Origin of the sequence: Bradyrhizobium sp. HKCCYLRH2060, from assembly GCF_051168135.1 — a bacterium.
Taxonomy (GTDB): domain Bacteria; phylum Pseudomonadota; class Alphaproteobacteria; order Rhizobiales; family Xanthobacteraceae; genus Bradyrhizobium.
The window spans coordinates 43,485-60,722 of sequence record NZ_JBNPUK010000001.1 but is presented as its reverse complement, the minus strand read 5'-3'; the positions used below and the strand labels follow the sequence as shown (position 1 = coordinate 60,722).

Below are 17,238 nucleotides of genomic sequence, written 5' to 3'. Positions count from 1 at the left end.
TGTCTCAGCTCACACGGCGCGCTCCCCTGACCAGCCGCCCCGGCCGTGCGCCGGTGGCCTCGCCGTGGCGGCGCGTGACCACGCCGGACACGATCGTCGCGTCGTAGCCGTCGACCTCCTGCATCAGGCGGCGGCCGCCGACCGGCAGGTCGTAATGCACTTTCGGCGGATGCAGGTGCAGCCGGTCGTAGTCGATGACGTTGACGTCCGCCTTGTAGCCCGGCGCGATCAGGCCGCGATCGTCGAGGCCGACGGAGAGTGCGGTCTTGCGCGACTGCGCGGCGACGACGAAGGGAATCGACAGTCTGTCGCCGCGCTTGCGGTCGCGGGTCCAGTGCGTGAGCAGATAGGTCGGGAAGCTGGCATCGCAGATGATGCCGCAATGCGCGCCGCCATCGCTGAGGCCGGGCACGCTGCGCGGGTCACGCAGCATCTCGTAGGTGGCATCGAGATTGCCGTCGGAATAGTTGAGGAACGGCACGTAGAGCATGCCGCGCCCGCCGTCCGTCAGCATCGCGTCATAGGCCAGTTCCTCGGGGCGACAGCCGCGGGCGCGGGCCTGGGCGCCGAGCGACCGCTCGGGCGGCTGCTCATAGTCCGGCGGATCGCCGAGCAGGTACATCTTGTCGTAGTTCGGCTTGAAGAACAGCGGGTCGTCGGTCGCGCTGGCCTGCTCGCTCAGGATCGCCGCGCGAACCTGCGGATCGCGCATCCGGGTGACGCGCTCCGCCAGCGGCAGATGCGCGATCGCCTGATAGCTCGGATGCGTCTGCAGCGGGTTGCGCGACAGCTCCAGCCCGAGCAGCAGCCCGACCGGACGCGCCGCGATCTGCGCCGTCACCGACAGGCCGCGCGCAGCGGCGGCGTTGATCTCGGCCAGCGTCTGCCGCCAGCGCTGCGGCGCGCGGTCGTTCTGCGTCACCGAGAACGAGATCGGGCATTTCGTTGCCTCGGCAATGCGCAGCATCATCGGCAGGTCTTCATGGATGGTCGAGATGTCGAGCACGAATTGCAGCACGCTGCGGCCGGCGCCGTGCATGGCCTGCGCGATCGTCGTCAGCTCGTCCTCGCCGGCCTTCAAGGTCGGCGTGTAGTCGCCGGTCGAGGTCCGGTGGTTGAGCGTGCGCGAGGTCGAGAAGCCGAGCGCGCCGGCCTTGACCGCATCGCGCGCCAGCGCCGCCATCGCGCGGTTGTCGTCGGCGGTGGCGGGATCACGCCGCGCGCCGCGCTCGCCCATCACATAGACGCGCAGCGCCGCATGCGGCAGTTGCGCGCCGATGTCGAGATCGAATTCACGCTTGCCCAGCCACTCCATGTAGTCCGGAAAGCTCTCCCATTCCCAGGGAATGCCGGCCTCGAGCACCGGCTCGGGAATGTCTTCGACGCCCTCCATCAACTGGATCAGCCGCTGATGATCGGCCGGCCGGCACGGCGCGAAGCCGACGCCGCAATTGCCCATGATCGCTGACGTGACGCCGTTCTGCGACGACGGCGAGATGTCGTGGCTCCAGGTGACCTGGCCGTCGTAATGGGTGTGGACGTCGACGAAGCCGGGCGTGACCAGCTTGCCATGCGCGTCGATCTCCTCGCGGCCTGAGGCTGTGACCTTGCCAACCTCGAGGATGCGGCCGTCCGCGATTGCAACATCCGCCTCACGCAGCTCGCCGCCCGAGCCATCGGCAACGGTTCCACCACGGATCACGAGATCTGGCTGGGTCATGGCGTGTCTTCCCCGATATTGTCATTATCGGGACATCATCGATGCATGGACGGTGATGTCAACACGCGGGAAGAGACAGCAGCGTTGCATGGAGAGGTGGAAGCGCGTCTCAAGCGTCGCGCAACTATCAGAGGTGCTCATCATTGCGCCCTCTCCCCTTGTGGGAGAGGGCATGTAGGACAGATCAGCAAGCTCGGTCGGGTGAGGGGTCTCTCTCCGCCGGCTTCCTTCGCCGAGAGAGACCCCCCTCACCCGACGGAGTGCGCCGATGCGCCAGCGATGCCCTCTCCCGCAAGGGGAGAGGGCGCTGCATCGGGCAGCGCGGACGAACTAATAGCTTACTGTCCCTAGGGTGGCAAAGCGACGCCATCAGGCGCTGCGTGCCCACCGTTGGTAGCTGTGGTGTCGGTGACAAATGGTGGGCACGCGTCGCTTTGCCCACCCTACGTCGAAAACTACGCCTTGGCCTTCTTCGGCTCGGTGAAGAACGCCAGCACGATGGTCAGCAGCATGAACACGACCGAGGCGCCGAACACCCAGCGGGGTGCGTTCATGTCCATGATCCAGCCGAACAGCAGCGGGCTGACGACGCCGGCGAAGTTGAAGCCGGTGGAGACGATGCCGAAGGCGCGGCCGGCGGCGCCCGGAGGGGCGGCGTTGCGCACCAGCATGTCGCGCGACGGCGCGATCACGCCGCTCATGAAGCCGGCGACCAGCATAATCGCCGTGAGCAGCACGGTTGGCAGGTTGATGAAAGTGATCATCAGCACCAGCACGGCGTTGATCGCATAGGCGACGGCCGCGACCAGGTTGTGATGCCTGATGCGGTCGGCGAGCTGGCCGCCGGCGAGCACGCCGACGGCGCTGGCGCCGAGGAATGCGGTCAGCGCGATATTGGCGGTCGAGAACGAGATGCCGTAGCCGTTCATGAATGCGACCACGCCGAAGCTGGCGATGCCGGCGTTGGACAGGCTGAGCAGCATGAAGAACACGGTCAGCAGCATCAGCATCGGCGTCAGCAGGCTGGGCTGCTTCGCCTTGCTGCCATCGGCAGCGGTGTGATGCGGATGCGGCGGCACCTCGGGCACGTTGCCGACGAGCAGCAGCAGCGCCGCGAGCGGTCCGACCAGGCCGGCCGCGATCAGCGCGCCGGAGCCGCCGACGGTGGTGACCAGGGCCGCCATCACCGCGGGCGCGACGGCGCCGCCGAGATAGCCGGCGAAGGTGTGCACGCCGAAGGCGCGGCCCATGCGCTTCTCGTCCATGTGGGCCGACAGCAGGGCATAGTCCGAGGGATGGTAGACCGCGTTGGCGAGGCCGAGCAGCACCGCCGAGACGACGAGGCTCGTGTAGGTCAGGTAGAACCCGAGCAGCGCCAGCGACAGGCCGCCGAGCGTGAGGCCGAGCAGCAGGATGCGGCGGGCGCCGGCGCGGTCGACGAGATAGCCGACCGGGGCCTGCGTTAGCGCCGACACCACGGCGAACACGGTGAGCGGAAAGCCGAGCTCGACATAGCCGACGCCGAGCTTCTCCTTGAGGTACGGAAACAGCATCGGCAGCACCAGCATGTGCAGGTGGCTGACCCAATGCGCCAGCGAGATCAGCGCCAGCGTGCGCAGCGGGGAGGCGGCCCGGACCGGAGCACGGACATGTTGCGGTGCGGCGAGAACGTCAGCCATGGTCGATCCGTGTGGCTCCGGTCGTCAGCGATGGAAAAGAGGACGCGTTGCCGGCAAACCGCCGATGCTGCCTAAACAGAGGCGCGCGACACAACGCCACAGTATCGGATTGCGGTTCATTGTCCATGAACGCCCGCGCATGGCACCTGCGCGGGATGGCCGGCGGCCGAGGGGCGGCAAGTCACCCGCCGCCGTTCCGGGGTTGTGGGCAGGAAGGCACGGTGTGTCCCCACCACAGGTGTCGTCCCCGCGAACGCGGGGACCCATAACCACCGGCGGATGTTTGTTGCGCGAGTCGTGCAACACGCAGCCTGCCTCAAGACGGATCACGCGGTATGGGTCCCGGGTCGGCGCCCGCTGACGCTTCGCGTCAACGGTCTTGCCCGGGACGACAGCGAGTGTGGGGTGCGGTCGAAGGCTGCCGAAAGGTGGGAGAGGAGAGCGAGAGCGTAACTCCCTACGGCACCACCGGTCCGCCGGCCTTCTTCCACGCGTCCAGTCCGCCCTCGATATGTGCCGTATTCGCAAGCCCCGCCGCTTGCGCGGTCTGCACGGCCATCGCCGAGCGCTCGCCATAGGCGCAGAAGAACACGATGCGGCGGCCGGTGGCGGCGGCAACCTCGCGCAGCATGCCGCCGGGCTTGAGATTGTCGGCGATCGCAGGATAGGGCGCGTGCAGCGCGCCGGACAGCGTGCCGTGCTTGGCGCGCTCGGCGGCCTCGCGCAGATCGACCAGCAGCACGTCGGGACGTCCCAGGCATTCGATCGCCTCACGTGCCGACAGCGACAGGCCCTGCTTCGCCAGTTCCTCCTGATGCAGCCCGACGCGCATGTTGGCGGGCACCGCGACATCCATCATCTTCGGATTCGGCAGCTTCAGATTCGCCATCAGCGCGACGTAGTCGTCGACCGACTTGACCTGCAGGCGCGGATTGTAGCGGCGCTCCTCGCCGATGGTGGAGACGGTGTCGCCCTTGTAGTCGTGCGCGGGATAGACCAGCGTGTCGTCGGGCAGCCGCAGCAGCCTGTTGAAGATGGAGTCGTACTGCTGCCGCGCATCGCCGTTTTGGAAATCGGTGCGGCCGGTGCCGCGGATCAGCAGCGTGTCGCCGGTGAAGACGCGGTCGCCCATCGAGAAACTATAGGAATCGTCGGTGTGCCCGGGCGTGTACATCACGTCCAGGCTGATGCCCTCGATGGCGATCCGGTCGCCCTCGCTGACGCGCATCGCCACGACATCGGCCTTGGTCTGCTCGCCCATGATGGTGACGCAATGGGTGCGGTCGCGCAAAGCGCCGAGGCCGGTGACGTGATCCGCATGCAGGTGGGTGTCGACGGCCTTCACCAGGCGCAAATCGAGCTCACGCAGCAGCTGGCAGTAGCGGTCGACCTTCTCCAGCACGGGATCGATGATGACAGCCTCGCCGCCGGTGCGGCTGGCAAGGATGTAGCTGTAGGTGCCGGAGACGCTGTCGAACAATTGGCGGAAGATCATCGGCGCCTCCTTTCGATCAGGATCGTCGTGGCATTAGCACGATCGGCCCGATGTCACCAATGCGGCGGACGCTCGGCAGGCCGGATTGCACCGCGCCATCCGCGGTCACGATTGCGATGCAAATCCGGGATTGCCGTCGACGCCCGAGAGCGTGACCTTGTTGGTTCCGACCAGCACCAGCTGACCGTCGCGCAGGTGGTTGGCGACCACGTCCCACACCGGCTTGCCGTCTTGCGCGTTCATCGAGGCCCAGCCGGCGACCTTGTAGCTCTTGCGCGCGTCGAGCGGGCGGCCATCGTCGCGCGTGAGATCGGAGATGCGGCGGCCGATCGGCTCGGCGGGCGCGCAGCGGTAGGACAGCCCGCCGGTGCGCACCATGTCGCCGCCCTGCTGCAGGTAGGGATCGGCGTTGAACAGATTGTCGCAGACGTCCTCGAGCACGTCTTTGATCTCTGCGCCGGTCATCCGCTGCACATAGGTCTCGGGATAGGTGATGGCGGTCTGCGCCAGCACGTCCTCCAGCAGGATGGACTGGTTGGCGAGCAAGGTCGGACCCCAGCGGAATCCGGGTGACAGCGCAATCTCGGCGTCGAGCTCGCGGCGCAGCGCCGCGCAGATCAGGTCGTCGGTCGCGCCTTCGAAATTGCCGCGCCGGTACAGCAGCCGGTCCGATGTTGCGAGCTTCTCGCTCCAGGCCGCGACCTGCGGCTGCTGCGTCTGGTCGATCAGCGCCTGCATCGCGGGATCGGGCTTCAGCAGCTCCGAGTAGATGGGCAGCAGCCGATAGCGTGCATCGGCGACGCGGCCCTTGCCGACATCGAGATCGAGCACGGCGAGAAATTTGCCGTTCGAGCCGGCATTGGTGACCAAGGTCGCGCCCTTGGCGTTGCTGACCGCGACCGGTTGCGGAACCGCGTCATGGGTATGGCCGCCGAGGATGACGTCGATGCCGGTGACGCGGCTCGCGAGCTTGAGGTCGACATCCATGCCGTTATGCGACAGCAGGATCACGGCATCGACCTTGTCGGCGCCGCGCAGGCCATCGACCAGCTTCTGCAACTCCTCCTCGCGGATGCCGAACGTCCAGTCCGGCGTGAAGCGGCGCGGATGCGCGATCGGCACGTAGGGGAAAGCCTGGCCGATCACGGCAATGCGGGCGCCGCCGATCTCCTTGATGGTGGCCGGCTTGAACACGCGCCCCGATCCGGGATCGAATGCCTTGGCGTCGTTGAACGCGGCCTCCTCGGTCAGGAACACATTCTGCGCCAGGAACTCGCCCTTGAAGCGGGCGAGGTTGGCGCGCAGCGCCTCCTCGCCATAGGTGAACTCCCAATGCCCGGTCATCGCGTCGATGCCGAGCAGATTGGCCGCGCTCACCATGTCGGCGCCGCGCATCGCATTGGCGAGGCCGGTGCCCTGCCAGAGATCGCCGCCATCGAGCAGCACCGAGCGATGGTCGCCGGCATCGGCGCGCAGCTTGTCGACCAGCGTCTTCAGATGCGCGAAGCCGCCCATCCGGCCGAAGCGGACGGCGTATTTCTCGAACTCGAACGAGGTGAAGGCATAAGCCTCCGCGCTGTCGGGCCGGATGCCGTAGCGGTCGAGGAAGGCGCGCTCGACCAGATGCGGCGGCCGTCCCCACATCTCGCCGATGCCGAGATTGACGCTGGGCTCGCGGAACAACAGCGGCCGCAGCTGCGCATGCGTGTCCGTGATGTGCAGGATGCGCGCGTTGCCGAATTTCTCGATGTCGTACAGGCTGACGGTGTCGGCGGCGGTCGCGCTGCGCAGCAGCGCCGGCGCGGCGATGGCCGCGACAGCCGATACTTTCAGAAAATCCCGGCGCCGCATCGTCATGGCCAGCGTTCTAGATCATGATGCGATTCCATGGAATCGCATCATGATCCATCCCTTTGTGTGAGCATGATCTCCGCGCAAACGCCTTCGGCGGTTGTCGCGAGGGAGAACCGGTTGCCACGTCTCCGGATCATGCTCTAGCGGATCTCCATGTCCTTCCAGCGCTGCTTCTCGCTGGTGGCCTGGACGATCGAGGCCTTGGCGAGCGCCTCGGCCTCCTGCGCCGATTTCAGCGCAGAATCGAAATTGCCGGAATCCGCTGCCTTCTTCGCAGCGGTGAGTGCGGCCTGGGTCACGGTCCATTGGTTGCGCAGACGTCCGGCTTCCTTGTTGGCGCTCTCGGCCGCCGCGACCGCCGCGAGATAGTCGGCCTCCGACGCGGCCCGCGCGGAGCCGGCGCCGACCGCGGATACCATCATGGCGAACACGATCTTTTTCATGGCGCCTGCTGTCGTGACATTTTTCATGGCCGCGCTCCCGGTCCTGAAACCGGCAGGCCGTTCGACACGTAGGACAGATAATATTCGAGGTTGCGGTATTCGTCCGACTGCGGCTCCAGCGGCACGGCGCGGGTCTGGCTGTTGCAAGTGACGAAGCGCCGGCTGATCGTGCCCATGCCGCTCCATTCCGAGCGGTAGATCGGCATCGCGTTGAGGATGCCGAGCGCCGGCGCCAGGATCTCGGCGCGGATGCGCTCGCCCGGGCTCTGCACATGGCAGCTCGCGCAGGAGAAATTCAGCTGGCCGCGGCGGGTGTAGAAATATTCCTTGCCCTTCTCGAACGCCTCGAGCGCCCGCGGGTCATCGGGGATCTTGATGTCGAAGCGCTTGCCGCGCGAGGTGAACGCCATGTAGGCGGTCAGCGAGGCCATCTCGTCCTTGACGTAGGAGTAGGGCTGCTCGCCATTGGCCTCGCGGCAGCGGTTCAGCGCCAGCTCCAGCGTGATGACCTTGCCTTCCTTGTCGTCGAAATAGGGATAGTTCTGGCGGATGCCGATGCCGCCGTTCGGGAAGCAGTCGGCATAGGTCTTGCCGTTCTTGAACGGCTTGGCGAACATCTCCTTGCCGGCGTCGAGCGCGAACTCGTAAGGAGGGAACTCCTCTTTCTCTTCCCATTGCTTGCGCATGTCGGCGTTCATCGAATACGGCCCGTTGACGAAATCATCGAACGCCACCTTCGGGAACTTCTTGACGAAGTAATCCTGGAACGCCTTGGCGTCGGCGGCCGGGTTCGGCTTGTCCGCGGCCGCGGCGCCGCAGGCGCCGAGAGCGAGCGCGGCCGCGACAGTCAGCGCGAGGCACGGCGCCCTCATTGGATCGTCGCCGTCAGGCTGTCGGTCGCGCCCTTGCTGTCGACCCAGCTCACCTTGAGCTCGTCGCCCTTGGCCGCGCCCTTGAAGGCGAACTTGACATAGGGGTCCTTCGAGACCGCGGTGCCCCAATCGGCCAGGAACACCGTCTTGTCCTTGTGCACGAAGGTGACCTGCTGGATGTAGTGCGCCGGGATCAGCTCTCCCTTGGCGTCCTTGACCAGGCCCGTATCCATCGGGTGCTGGATCAGGGTCTGGACCTCGGCGATGTCGCCGTTCAGGACGGCGCGGACGCGGATGCTCGATGCCATGATGATCTCCTGACCTTAGCCGCCGCAGCCGCCGACGGTGACCTTGACCTCCTTGGTCGCGCTGTAGAGCTTGCCGCCGGATTCGACGAGCGCGATCACGTTGGAGGTCTTGGCCATCTTGAGCCGGTTCGCCACCGCGGGCACGGTGCCGTCGGGGATGTGGTACGACGCCGCCAGCGCGAACGGATTCTCGCTGACGATGAAAGCGATCGAGGTGACGTTCGGCAGCGTGGTCGTCACCGCGATCGGCACCACGCCGCCGTTCTCGGCGATCTCCGGCGCGTCGAGCTTGATCTTGTCGGACGCTTCGTGGTCGCGGCCGTACAGCGCCTTGACCGCGTCGCCCGCGTTCTTCTGCTTGAAGGCGTCTTCCGGATATTTGTTATCGTTGGTCGCCGCGAAGGCGGGCGCGGCGTGCAGCACGGCGTTGCCGAGGCCGATCAGCGCGACGAGGCCGGCGCCCTTCAGGAACAGGCGGCGGTGGGCCAACGGGCCGAACGAGGCAGTCATGGCGGTCTCCAAACGGAATCAGAGGGTCTGCAGGAAATCGACGATGGCGCTGATTTCCTGCTCGGTCAGGATGCGGTTGCGGCCGAACGGCGGCATCACCGTCAGCGGATTGCGCCTGGTCTCGTCGTTGAGAATCGCGATCAGCTCGGCGCGGTCGTATCTCGCCTTGAGGTTCTCCAGCTTCGGGCCGATCGAGCCCGTCAGGTCGCCGCCCTTGATCTCGTGGCAGGTCAGGCAGTTGCCCTTGCCGCGGTCGAAGGCGAGCTTTTGGCCGTCGGCGGCACCGGACTGGGCGTGAGCGGCCATGGACATGGCGAGCGAGAGCCCCATCGCCAGGGCGGTACGCAGGACAGGTGTGATCAAGGTGGAATTCCGACGTCTCGGTGATCTCGGTAATATAGGAGCTGCAAAGCATAAAGACCATCGGCTGACAATGCAGCTATGGTGGCCGCCGCAACGCGGTTAACGAAGGCCGTTCATCTGGCGCCGGGAGAGTGGGCATGGCGGAGTATGTCGTGGAGTTCGGCCGGGACGGCCGGCCGGTGGAACCGGACGGACGGCTCGACGCGGCCGCGTTCCATCGCAACCACCAGCCGATCTGGGCGGTGCTGGGACGGCTGCTGGCGGGCAAGACCGGCGACGTGCTGGAGGCGGGCAGCGGCACCGGCCAGCATGTCGTGCATTTCGCCTCCCAGCGCCCGGACCTGACGTGGTGGCCGAGCGATCTCAACGCCAACCACCTCGCCAGCATCGCGGCGTGGCGCCGGCATGCCGGGCGGTCCAACATCCGCGACGCCCAGCGCATCGACCTGTCCGATCCCGGCTGGCCGGCGGCGTTCCGCGCCGCGGGCGGGCCTTCGCAGCTCGCCGCGATCTTCTGTGCCAATGTGATTCACATCGCGCCCTGGGCGGTGGCGGAGGGATTGTTCGCCGGCGCCGGGCAGGCGCTGTCGGCGGACGGCGTGCTGGTGCTCTACGGCCCGTTCAAGCGTGACGGCAAGCACACCGCGGTCAGCAATGCCGTGTTCGACACCTCCCTGCGCGAGCGCGATCCGGACTGGGGCGTGCGCGACATCACCGATCTCGACGCGCTCGCCGCGCGCAATGGCCTCGCCTTGCGCGAGACGGTGGAGATGCCGGCCAACAACATGATCCTGGTGTTCGGTCGGACGTAGTGAGTTGTCGACGGCGCTGCTCCGAATTCCGCCGTCGTCCCGGCGAACGCCGGGACCCATAGCCACAGGGTCCAGTTGTGACGCGAGATCGGCGTGACATCTGCCCTCGCGACAAACTCCTGCCGCGGAGTATGGGTCCCGGCGTTCGCCGGGACGACAGCGGTGGGTGGGGCCGGCAGCACGGTAACGGAGCGTAGGCGCTACGCCATCTCCAGCCCCACATGCCGCGCCAGGAACCGGGTGCCCAGCGTGATGAAGCTGGCGCGCTCGCGGTTGTCGGTGCCATAGCCATGGCCGCCGGCGGCGGGTTCGTAGAACCACGCGTCGTAGCCCATGGCCTGCAGCTTGGCGGTCATCTTGCGGGCGTGGCCGGGATGGACGCGGTCGTCGCGCCGCGTGGTCGCGATCAGGATCGGCGGATAGGGCTGCCCGGGCGTGGCGGTGTGATAGGCCGAATAGGTCTGCAGCCAGCTCCAATCCGCGTCCTGGTCGGGATCGCCATATTCGGCGATCCAGCTCGCGCCGGCGAGCAGCTTGGTATAGCGGCGCATGTCGATCAGCGGGATGGTGCAGAACAAGGCGCCGAAGCGCTCGGGGTAGCGCACCAGCATGTTGGTGATCAGGATGCCGCCATTGGAGCCGCCTTGCGCCGCGATGCGCTTCGGCACCGTGACGCCGCGGCGGACGAGATCGGCGGCGACCGCGGCGAAATCATCATGCGCGAGCCGCTTGCCGGCATAGCGGCCGGCGTCGTGCCAGGCTGTGCCGAACTCGCCGCCGCCGCGGATGTTGGCCTCGACCAGGGTGCCGCCGCGCTCGAGCCACAGCTTGCCCAGTGCCGCATTGTAGGCCGGACGCAGCGTGTGACCGAAGCCGCCATAGGCGCTCATGTGCACCGGCGCGTCGCCGGTCAGCTCGGCCGGTCCGGTCTGGGTGTAGGGAATGCGCTCGCCATCCACCGAGATCGCCTCGTGCCGTGTGACGACGTGCCCCTCGGCGCTGAAGGTGCGAGGCGCCTGCTTCAGGATCACGGGTGCAGCGAAGCCCTCGATCAGTTGCAGCGACGGCGGCGTCAGCGGATCCTGGACGTTGGCGAGCAGGTCGCCGTTGCTTTCCGCCTCGTCGGTGTCGAGGCGCCAGACGTCCACCGTCGCGATCTCCGGCAGGCCGGGCAGCCGCTCACAGCTCCACGCCTCCCGTGACGGCGTCCACACCTCGAACCTGGCCCTGAGCTCGTCGAGGATCGACAGCACCAGCCGGCCGCCGGCCCAGGACAGGCCCTGCAGCGCGCGTCGCGGCGCGGGCTCGAACACGCGGGTGAAATCGCGGCGCCCGGCAAGGAATGCCGACAGCCGGAGACCGAGCACCACGTCCGCAGGATGGGTGACCTCGCCGAGGCTCCAGGGCTGGCGCAGCTTGATGGCCATCCAGTCGCCATGCGCCGACATCCAGCAGTCGGTCGGCAGATCGAGCCTGGTCCGCGCGCCGCTGCCGTCGCCGAGCCAGAGATGCTGGTTGAAGAAGTCGATGCCCTCGGCGAACCACACCCGTGCCGGCGCGACGCTGCGATCGACGCCGACATGCACCCATGTCGACTGGCTGCCTTCGGCGCTGAAGATCACCTCCGCCTGCTCGACCGGCTGGCCGCGCCGCCAGCGCCGCACCGTCCGGGCGTAGCCGGACGGCGTCGCCATGCCCGGGCCGAACGCGCTCGCCAGCAGCAGCGTGTCGGCATCGAGCCAGGCGGCGCTGCCCTTGGCCTCCGAGAGCGTGAAGCCGCCCGTGACAAAGCGCTTCGCCGCGAGGTCGAACTCGCGCAGCACCACGGCGTCGCTGCCGCCGCGTGACAGGCTCAGGATGGCGTGCTCATGGGCCGGCGGCAGGCTCGAGACTCCGTTCAGCGCCCAGTCCTCGCCTTCGTCGGCGGCGAGTCGGTCGATGTCGAGCAGGTCATCCCATTGCGGTTGCGCCTTGCGGAACTCCGTCAGCGTCGTACGCCGCCACAAGCCGCGCGGATGCGCCGCGTCCTTCCACTGATTGTACAGCAGCCCGCCGCGTCGGCTCACGAACGGGATGTTGTCGGGCCGGTCCAGAATGGCAGCTAGTGCGTCGCGGTCGCGTGCGAAGGCCGCATCGCCGAACGCGGCGAGCGTGCGCTGGTTCTGCGCCGCGACGAAGGCGAGCGCGCGCTCGCCGTCGATCTCCTCGAGCCACAGATACGGATCGTCATCGGGCGCCGCGATGGTCGGACGATCGTCGATTGACATGGCTCAAGCTCCGCGGGCGCCGTTGACGCGAGAATACCGTCGGCTTGATTAGCCGGGCGGGTCGGGAGTGTCGAATCACGCTCGGTGGCGCGGCCGCTGCCGCATGGCTTGTCTCCGTTCGCGCCCGTTGCCTCGGGCGCGTGCTTCCCCCAATAGTGCGGCTGAACCAGCAAGGCGAAGCGTGCGCGCCACGCCCCCGGATACCTGAGATGATCGATCTGACCGTGAGCGAAGACACTTCCGATGATGCCCGCGCTCGCCGCAACGTGGCGCGGCTCGCGGCCGCCCAGGCGCTGACCGGCGCCAACTCGGCCGTGATCTTCGCGACCGGCGCGATCGTCGGCGTCACCATTGCCCCGAACATCGGGCTCGCGACGGTGCCGATCTCGATGTACGTCGTCGGCCTCGCCGCCGGCACCCTGCCGACCGGCGCGATCTCGCGGCGCTATGGCCGCCGGGCGGCCTTCCTCATCGGTACCGGCTGCGGCGCCGTCACCGGCGTGCTCGGCTGCCTCGCGATTCTGCGCGGCTCGTTCGCACTGTTCTGCCTGGCGACGTTCCTCGGCGGCCTCTATGGCGCGGTCGCGCAATCCTATCGCTTCGCCGCTGCCGACGGCGCCAGCGCCGCGTTCCGGCCCAAGGCGGTGTCGTGGGTGATGGCAGGCGGCATCTTCGCCGGTCTGCTCGGTCCACAGCTCGTGCAATGGACCATGGACGTCTGGCAGCCCTATCTGTTCGCGTTCAGCTATCTGATCCAGGCGGCGGTCGCGCTGGTCGCGATGGGGATCGTGGCCGGCGTCGATCTGCCGAAGCCTGAAGCTGCCGATCTGCATGGCGGCCGGCCGCTGTCCGAGATCGTGCGCCAGCCGCGCTTCATCGCAGCCGCGCTGTGCGGCACCATCGCCTATCCGGTGATGAACCTGGTGATGACCTCGGCGCCGCTGGCGATGCAGATGTGCGGGCTGACGGTGTCGGATTCCAATTTCGGCCTGCAATGGCACATCGTCGCGATGTACGGCCCGAGCTTCTTCACGGGATCGCTGATCGCGCGCTTCGGTGCGCCGGCCATCGTCGCGCTGGGCCTGGGGCTCGAAGCGGTCGCGGCCGTCATCGGCCTCTCGGGCCTGACCGCGATGCACTTCTGGGCCACACTGGTCATGCTCGGCGTCGGCTGGAATTTCGGCTTCGTCGGCGCCTCCGCGCTGGTGCTGGAGACGCATACGTCCGCCGAGCGCAACAAGGTGCAGGCCTTCAACGATTTCCTGATCTTCGGCCTGATGGCGCTGGGCTCGTTCTCCTCGGGCCAGTTGCTCGCCCATTTCGGCTGGTCGGCGGTCAACATGGTGGTGTTCCCGCCGGTGCTGCTGGGCTTGTGCGTGCTTGCGCTGGTGTGGTCGTCGAAGCGGCGCGAGGCAGCGGGTGTGGCGGAGCGGGGATGAGCTGAGCATCAGTTGAGCGGCGATCTCAGTGCACTCCCCTCCCCGCAAGGGGGAGGGGAGTGCACCGGCATCGTGGCGACAGCGGCGCATCGCAGCTCACGCGCTTCTTACTTCAACTCCGACACCTCGCCCTCCGGCAGATCGAACTCGAACGTGTTCAGCGTCATCGAGACCATCGTGTAGTAGCCGCACAGGCCGATGATCTCGACGACGCCGCGCTCGCCGAGCGTTGCTATCGCATCCTTGTAGAGCGCATCCGTCAGCCCATGGCCCTCTTGCAGCGACTTGGCGACGTCGTAGATCACTTTCGCCTTGGGATCGGAGAACTCCGGCGTGCGGCGGTCGCGGATGGCGTCGATGATCTTGATGTCCAATCCGCCCTGAAGCGCGAGGCGCTTGTGCGCGTACCATTCGTAGTGCGCGGTCCAGTGCCGGGCCGTCACTAGGATCGCGATCTCCGACAATGCTGCGGGAAATACCGTGTCGTAGCGCAGGAAGGCGCCGAGCCGTGTTGCATGCCGCGCCATCTCGGGACTGTTGAGCCAGGCCATCATCGGCGGCGGCGGCGAGCCGCGCTTGCTGGCGATCGACTCGTCGTAGGTCTGGCGCTGGTCGGCGCTCATTTCGCCAGGCGAAAGAAGTTTCAGGCGCATGTTCGTTTCCTCGTATTTCACGCGGCGGCATCATGACCATAGAACGCCCGGCAAGGCGAGGGTGCCCGCGGCGACATCGATGTTGAATTCCGCCAAGCGCTGAGGTTAGGTCTTGCCAACGACAGCAATCATGGAAACGCGTGAGGACCTGGCATGGCCGATCTCGACACATTCCGCCGCGAAACGCGGGCCTGGCTGGAGGCCAATTGTCCGCCGGAGATGCGCCGGCCGATGACCTCCGAGGAGGATACGTTCTGGGGCGGCCGCAATGCGAAATTCTCCTCCGAGCCGCAGCGCATCTGGTTTGAGCGCATGCGCGACAAGGGCTGGACCGTGCCGCACTGGCCGAAAGAATACGGCGGCGGCGGCCTCGACGGCGAGGAGGCCAAGATCGTGCGCCAGGAGATGGCCGCGATCGGCGCGCGTGCCCCGATCACCTCGTTCGGCATCTCGATGCTCGGGCCGGCGCTGCTGAAATACGGCACGGACGAACAGAAACGCGAGCATTTGCCGAAGATCACCGCCGGCCTCATCCGCTGGTGCCAGGGCTATTCCGAGCCGAACGCCGGCTCCGATCTCGCCTCGCTGCAGACCCGCGCCGAAAACGACGGCGACGACTACATCATCAACGGTCAGAAGATCTGGACCTCCTACGCCAACTACGCCGACTGGATCTTCTGCCTGGTGCGCACCGACCCCGCAGCGAAGAAGCACGACGGCATCAGCTTCATCCTGTTCGACATGACGTCGAAGGGCGTGTCGACCAAGCCGATCCTGCTGATCTCCGGCCGCTCACCGTTCTGCGAGACCTTCTTCGACAATGTCCGCGTGCCCAAGGCCAATGTGCTCGGCACCGTCAATCGTGGCTGGGACGTCGCGAAGTACCTGCTGCAGCACGAGCGCGCGATGATCTCCGGCATGGGCGAGCGCGGCGGCAGCCGGCCGCTCGGCCAGGTCGCGGCGGATAGCGTCGGCAGCGACGCGCAGGGCCGCCTCGACGACGCGTTGCTGCGCGCCGACATCGCCACCTTCGACGTCGACGAGGCCGCGCTGGCGGCCGCCGCCGAGCGCATGGTCGATCTCGCCAAGGCGGGGCAGGGCCATCCGGCGTTCTCCTCGGCGATGAAGTATTACGGCACGGAGCTCAACAAGCGCCGGTATGAGCTCCTGATGTCGGCCGGCGGCATCGACGCGCTCGAATGGGAGAGCGAACGCTCCCATGAAGGCGCCCGCCCGCGCGCCTGGCTCCGCACCAAGGCCAACTCGATCGAAGGCGGCACCTCCGAGGTCATGCTCGGCATCGTCGCCAAGCGCATCCTCGATCTGCCGGGGGCGTAGTTCATCACTCTCTCCGTCATGGCCGGGCTTGACCCGGCCATCCACGTCTTTCCTCGTGACGTGAGACATGGATGCCCGGGTCAAGCCCGGGCATGACGAGTGGAGAGAGCCCGCATCCAACAAACAAAATTCTTGGAAACACCCCATGCCTCTCCTCCTCACCGAAGAACAATCCATGCTGCGCGACAGCGCGCGCGGGCTGATCAACGACAAGGCGCCGGTGTCGCACCTGCGCAAGCTGCGCGACGTCAGAGACGAGACCGGCTTCTCCAGGGAGCTCTGGGCCACCTTCGCCGAGATGGGCTTTGCCGGCCTGCTCGTGCCGGAAGAGCACGGCGGCTCCGGCCTCGGCGCGGTCGAAGCCGGCGTCGTGATGGAGGAGATCGGCCGCACCTTGATGCCGTCGCCGTTTTTCGCCACTGCCGTGCTGTCAGCCTCGGCGCTCACCCGCGCCGGCTCGGCCGCCCAGAAGTCGGAGTATCTGCCGAAGATCGCCAATGGCGCGCTGCTCGCCGCGCTAGCGTTGGACGAGGGTGCGAAACATCGTCCGCTGCACACAACGCTGCAGGCCGCGCGCTCCGGCAACGGCTTCAAGCTCAGCGGCGCCAAGGCGATGGTGGTCGACGGCCATGTCGCCGATCTCCTGCTGGTCGTCGGCCGCAGCGCCGGCGCGCCCGGCGAGCGCGATGGCCTCACGCTGTTCCTGGTCGATCCCAAGGCCAAGGGCGTGGCGATCGAGCGCACCATCATGGTCGACGCGCACAACGCCGCGCGCATCAACTTTGACAACGTCGAGGTGACCGCCGATCACGTGCTCGGCGAGGTCGATGGGGGCGCTGCCACGCTCAGCGCCGTGCTCGATCTCGGCCGCGGCGCGGTTGCCTCCGAGATGGTGGGACTGAGCGAGGAAGTGTTCGGCCGCACCGTTGCCTATCTCAAGGAGCGCAAGCAGTTCGGCAAGGCGATCGGCGAATTTCAGGCGCTGCAGCATCGTGCCGCGCAGCTCTACATTGAGATCGAGATCACGCGCGCCGCCGTGCTGAAGGCGCTGCAGGCGCTCGATGCCGATCCTGCCGGCGCGCCGGCGGCCGTGGCGGTCGCCAAGGCGCGCGCCGGCACGACCGCGACCCGCGCCGTCCAGGAGGGCGTGCAGATGCATGGCGGCATGGGCATGACCGACCAGTTCGACGTCGGCTTCTTCATGAAGCGCGCCCGCGTCTGCGAGGAGATGCTCGGCGACGCCAACTACCACGCGGCGCAATTGGCGCAGCTGAGGGGGTACTGAATAAGGCTGCGCTCGCGAGACGTCACTCTCTCCACAGGTACGGCCCAACTCGTGCCACACCCAGCGCCGTCGTCCCGGCGAACGCCGGGACCCATAACCACAGGATGACGTGGTGACCCGCGCTGGCAGCTTCAGCCTTCGCCAAATCCCGGACGGTGGCTATGGGTCCCGGCTCAAGGCCGGGACGACACCGATGTTGT

The 17,238-nt window shown here is 67.2% G+C and carries 15 protein-coding genes; 4 read left to right on the top strand and 11 right to left on the bottom strand.

Annotation, left to right across the window (positions count from 1 at the left end; all coding sequences use genetic code 11):
• Positions 1–4: 4 nt before the first annotated feature.
• The 9 genes from ACQR10_RS00285 to soxX all read right to left on the bottom strand — a co-directional run bounded on the left by ACQR10_RS00285 (position 5) and on the right by soxX (position 9,193).
• Positions 5–1,720, bottom strand: a complete 1,716-nt coding sequence (locus ACQR10_RS00285) for an N-acyl-D-amino-acid deacylase family protein (RefSeq protein WP_315801656.1) — start codon at positions 1,718–1,720, stop codon at positions 5–7.
• Between the two features lie 455 nt (positions 1,721–2,175).
• Positions 2,176–3,399: an MFS transporter gene (locus tag ACQR10_RS00280; protein WP_315801655.1), complete on the bottom strand. Its 1,224-nt coding sequence runs from the start codon at positions 3,397–3,399 to the stop codon at positions 2,176–2,178.
• Positions 3,400–3,856: 457 nt separating this feature from the next.
• Positions 3,857–4,894 (bottom strand): MBL fold metallo-hydrolase, encoded by a 1,038-nt coding sequence (locus ACQR10_RS00275; protein ID WP_316179393.1) that lies wholly within the window; start codon positions 4,892–4,894, stop codon positions 3,857–3,859.
• A gap of 105 nt (positions 4,895–4,999) precedes the next feature.
• Positions 5,000–6,751 carry a thiosulfohydrolase SoxB gene (gene soxB / locus ACQR10_RS00270; protein WP_316179395.1) on the bottom strand — a complete coding sequence of 584 codons (1,752 nt, stop codon included), beginning with the start codon at positions 6,749–6,751 and terminating at the stop codon, positions 5,000–5,002.
• A 137-nt stretch (positions 6,752–6,888) separates the two neighbouring features.
• On the bottom strand, positions 6,889–7,191 hold the full coding sequence (locus ACQR10_RS00265) for a hypothetical protein (RefSeq protein ID WP_315801652.1): 303 nt from the start codon (positions 7,189–7,191) through the stop codon (positions 6,889–6,891).
• Positions 7,192–7,214: 23 nt separating this feature from the next.
• A complete protein-coding gene (soxA, locus tag ACQR10_RS00260) occupies positions 7,215–8,063 on the bottom strand; it encodes a sulfur oxidation c-type cytochrome SoxA (RefSeq protein WP_316179398.1) in 849 nt (282 codons plus the stop codon).
• Positions 8,060–8,371, bottom strand: coding sequence for a thiosulfate oxidation carrier complex protein SoxZ (gene soxZ / locus ACQR10_RS00255; protein WP_315801650.1), 312 nt, complete (start codon positions 8,369–8,371; stop codon positions 8,060–8,062). The genes soxA and soxZ overlap by 4 nt, the downstream gene beginning before the upstream one ends.
• Positions 8,372–8,386: 15 nt before the next feature.
• A complete protein-coding gene (gene soxY, locus ACQR10_RS00250; RefSeq protein WP_316179399.1) occupies positions 8,387–8,881 on the bottom strand; it encodes a thiosulfate oxidation carrier protein SoxY in 495 nt (164 codons plus the stop codon).
• 18 nt (positions 8,882–8,899) lie between these two features.
• Complete coding sequence (gene soxX, locus ACQR10_RS00245; protein WP_316218746.1) at positions 8,900–9,193, bottom strand: sulfur oxidation c-type cytochrome SoxX; 294 nt, start codon at positions 9,191–9,193, stop codon at positions 8,900–8,902.
• 188 nt (positions 9,194–9,381) lie between these two features.
• On the opposite strand from soxX, the gene ACQR10_RS00240 reads away from it, so the two are divergent.
• Positions 9,382–10,056, top strand: coding sequence for a DUF938 domain-containing protein (locus ACQR10_RS00240; RefSeq protein ID WP_316218722.1), 675 nt, complete (start codon positions 9,382–9,384; stop codon positions 10,054–10,056).
• A 200-nt stretch (positions 10,057–10,256) separates the two neighbouring features.
• Here ACQR10_RS00240 and ACQR10_RS00235 read toward each other — a convergent pair whose 3' ends face one another.
• On the bottom strand, positions 10,257–12,323 hold the full coding sequence (locus ACQR10_RS00235; protein ID WP_316218723.1) for a prolyl oligopeptidase family serine peptidase: 2,067 nt from the start codon (positions 12,321–12,323) through the stop codon (positions 10,257–10,259).
• Between the two features lie 209 nt (positions 12,324–12,532).
• Between ACQR10_RS00235 and ACQR10_RS00230 the strand changes: the two genes are divergently transcribed.
• Positions 12,533–13,762, top strand: coding sequence for an MFS transporter (locus ACQR10_RS00230; protein WP_316218724.1), 1,230 nt, complete (start codon positions 12,533–12,535; stop codon positions 13,760–13,762).
• Positions 13,763–13,869: 107 nt separating this feature from the next.
• Here the strand turns inward: ACQR10_RS00230 and ACQR10_RS00225 are convergent, their stop codons facing one another.
• On the bottom strand, positions 13,870–14,415 hold the full coding sequence (locus ACQR10_RS00225; RefSeq protein WP_316218725.1) for a carboxymuconolactone decarboxylase family protein: 546 nt from the start codon (positions 14,413–14,415) through the stop codon (positions 13,870–13,872).
• 153 nt (positions 14,416–14,568) lie between these two features.
• On the opposite strand from ACQR10_RS00225, the gene ACQR10_RS00220 reads away from it, so the two are divergent.
• Both ACQR10_RS00220 and ACQR10_RS00215 read left to right on the top strand, forming a co-directional pair.
• Positions 14,569–15,753, top strand: coding sequence for an acyl-CoA dehydrogenase family protein (locus tag ACQR10_RS00220; protein WP_316218726.1), 1,185 nt, complete (start codon positions 14,569–14,571; stop codon positions 15,751–15,753).
• A 145-nt stretch (positions 15,754–15,898) separates the two neighbouring features.
• Entirely contained in the window at positions 15,899–17,038 is a 1,140-nt protein-coding gene (locus tag ACQR10_RS00215) for an acyl-CoA dehydrogenase family protein (protein ID WP_316218727.1), read from the top strand.
• Positions 17,039–17,238: the final 200 nt, after the last annotated feature.